Origin of the sequence: uncultured Brachyspira sp., assembly GCF_944390595.1 — a bacterium.
In the GTDB taxonomy this organism is placed as follows: domain Bacteria; phylum Spirochaetota; class Brachyspiria; order Brachyspirales; family Brachyspiraceae; genus Brachyspira.
This window is the reverse complement of sequence record NZ_CALXRN010000120.1, coordinates 1-2,882: the sequence shown is the minus strand read 5'-3', so window position 1 is coordinate 2,882 and position 2,882 is coordinate 1. Positions and strand designations below refer to the sequence as shown.

5 protein-coding genes are annotated in these 2,882 nt (G+C 28.1%); 4 read left to right on the top strand and 1 reads right to left on the bottom strand.

The genetic code is table 11. The features are described from left to right. The 4 genes from Q0J90_RS06880 to Q0J90_RS06865 all read left to right on the top strand — a co-directional run. A partial coding sequence (locus Q0J90_RS06880; protein ID WP_297277198.1) for a HAMP domain-containing sensor histidine kinase occupies positions 1-728 on the top strand: 728 nt, incomplete at its 5' end. Between the two features lie 56 nt (positions 729-784). After that, complete coding sequence (locus Q0J90_RS06875; protein ID WP_014487389.1) at positions 785-994, top strand: heavy-metal-associated domain-containing protein; 210 nt, start codon at positions 785-787, stop codon at positions 992-994. After that, positions 994-1,572 (top strand): Holliday junction branch migration protein RuvA, encoded by a 579-nt coding sequence (gene ruvA / locus Q0J90_RS06870; protein ID WP_012670468.1) that lies wholly within the window; start codon positions 994-996, stop codon positions 1,570-1,572. Before Q0J90_RS06875 ends, ruvA begins: the two co-directional genes overlap by 1 nt. 103 nt (positions 1,573-1,675) lie before the next feature. Beyond that, on the top strand, positions 1,676-2,182 hold the full coding sequence (locus Q0J90_RS06865; protein ID WP_297277197.1) for a GNAT family N-acetyltransferase: 507 nt from the start codon (positions 1,676-1,678) through the stop codon (positions 2,180-2,182). 67 nt (positions 2,183-2,249) lie between these two features. Here Q0J90_RS06865 and Q0J90_RS06860 read toward each other — a convergent pair. After that, on the bottom strand, positions 2,250-2,882 hold a 633-nt coding region (locus Q0J90_RS06860), incomplete at its 5' end, for a Gfo/Idh/MocA family protein (protein WP_297277196.1).

Here is a 2,882-nt window from a genome sequence, read left to right as displayed (position 1 = left end):
TAAGAAAGGTTGAGATAGAAAAGCAGGACTTCTTTATAAATGCTTCTCATGAATTAAAAACTCCTCTCACTTCCATAATAGGATATTCCGAGCTTCTTATTGCTACAGGAGGCGGAAAGAATCAGGCGGATTTTATAAAGAGAATTAATAATGAGGCTTTAAGAATGAAAGACCTTGTTATTGATATGCTTACATTGAGCAGGATAGAGGCTAATTGGAAAGAAACAGTTGATGAAGAAATAGATATTAAAGATATTGTTCTTGATGTATTTGAAAGCAACAGAATAAAAGCCGAGCAGAGAAATATTGATGTGCAATTAGATATAGAATCTGCTGTTATAATGGCTAATAAAGAAAAAATCACTGAAGTTGTTAATAATTTGGTTGATAATGCTATAAAATATACTGATGATGACGGTAAAGTAAAGATATATTTAAAAAAGAATGCTGATAAAGCTATATTTTCAGTTAAAGATACAGGATGCGGAATAGCTCCTCAGTATTTGAATAGGGTTTTTGAAAGATTTTTCAGAGTTAAAAACAATAAATATTTGAAAGTTCATGGTACAGGTCTTGGACTTACAATAGTAAAAAATATATGTAATTATTACAATGCTGACATACATATTAAAAGTGAAGAGAATGTTGGCACTGAAATGACAGTTGTATTTAATTTGTATAAAGAAGAAGAACATAAAAATATTGAAAAAATAGAAAAAAATAATTGAAAAATACCCTTATGTAGTATATAATTGTTAGATAATTATAACAAAGGAGATATAAAATGAAAAATGTTACTATAAAAATAAAAGGTATGGGCTGTCAAAATTGTGTTAAAGCAGTTACAGAAGAATTAAGTGCTTTAGACGGTGTAAGCAAAGTTAATGTAAGTTTAGAAAATGCTTGTGCTGAAGTAGAATATGATGAGTCTAAAGTAAGTACTGATAAAATGCTTGACACTATAAAAGAATTAGAATACGAGCCCAGTTTATAATGTTTGCTTTTATAGAAGGTAAAGTTCAAATAATATCAGAAGGTGTCATTGCTCTTCTTTGTAATGGTGTCGGCTATGAGATTATAGTATCAAAAAAATTAGATGTGAAAAATGATGATAATATAAGGCTTTATACCAAACTTATACACAGAGAAGATGCTATGATACTTTATGGTTTTTTAACTAGAGAAGAAAAAAATATGTTTACTACTCTGATGTCTGCCTCGGGAGTAGGCCCTAAATTAGCTATGGAAGTTCTTTCTACTTATTCCATAAATGATTTGATGCATATACTTTTTAATAAGGATATAAATTTGCTTAAAAAAGTATCCGGTATGGGAGTAAAAAAGGCTGAAAAACTTTTATTTGAGCTTAGGGACAAGATAGAAAAGATAGATATAAATATTTCACCATCTGTTATTAGTAATGATAATGAAAGCGATGTTATAAAAGCTTTGATATCATTAGGTTTTTCAAATAATGAAGCTGTTAAGGCTTTGTCTGCAATAGAAAATAAAGATAATATGACTACAGAAGATTTGATAAGTAATGCTTTAAGAAATCTCAGCACTTTATAATTTTTTATTAAAAATAGAAAATAAATAATTGAAAATAACTTATTATAGATATATAATTTATTTAATAGTAATGATTATTATTAAAATGCAGAGGTATAATTAAATGGATATAACTATAAAAAAAGCAGGATTAGAAGATGTTTTTGATATAAGCAAACTTCATGCTATATGCTGGAAAGATGCTTATAAAAATATTATACCTGACTCATACCTTAAAAGAATATATTTAGATGATTGGTGTGAGGAATTTGAAGATGGTATTAATAATAAAACTAGAGAGGCACATTTAGCCTATATTGATGGAAAGCCCATTGCTGTTATATCCCATGGAAAAAGCAGATGCAATATGGAAGGATACGGAGAGATAATATCATTATATGTTCATCCTATATATCAGGGTTCCGGAATAGGTAAGTTATTATTAGAGCAGGCTGTAAAATATATGAAAGAGTCTGGTTATACTAATATATGTCTTTGCGTTTTTGAGAAAAATGAAGAAGCCAAAAAGTTTTATGAGAAAAATGGATTTAAAGATTCCGGTACAAAAAATACTTTGAAGATAGATGATGAAGATATAGCAGAAAGCGTATATGTTTATGATATTAATTAAAAAATATGTATAAATAAAAAGCCGTTAATATATAAATATTAGCGGCTTTTTTATATACTAAATAAAATTATTTTTCAAAAGGATATTTTATTCTCCAGCTTCTTCTCAAAGTATCCATTATATTCATTACACTTAAAATATCTTCATGAGGCATTTCTTCGCATTCTAATTTGCCGTTATTAATAGCATTGATGCATGAAATTATTTGATATTCATAACCGCTTATTTGTTTAGGTACTTTTATTGTTTTTACAACCTTTCTGTCTAATGAATAAACTGTTATGCTTTCAGGATTATTTATATTTTTTACAACCATATAACCTTTGTCGCCATTTATAACTCCTTCTCTGTTAGTTAATGCTGACATTGTAGAGTTTAATATAGCCATTTTATTGTCTTCAAAAGTTAATGTGATAGAGTTCTGTTCATCTACACCTTTGCTAGTTTTTACGCATGAAGAATCTATTTTTTTTATCTTATTACCGAATACCATTAAAGCAAAATTTATAGTATAAACACCAACATCAAGTAAAGCTCCTCCGGCAAGTTCCGGCTCTATCAATCTAGGTACTTTATTTATAACATAACCTAAATTAGCAGTTAATGATGTAACTTTTCCTATTATTCCGCTTTTTATAGTATCATTGATTATTTGTCTGCTAGGCATATATCTAGTCCAAATAGCTTCAGCAAGTAAAAG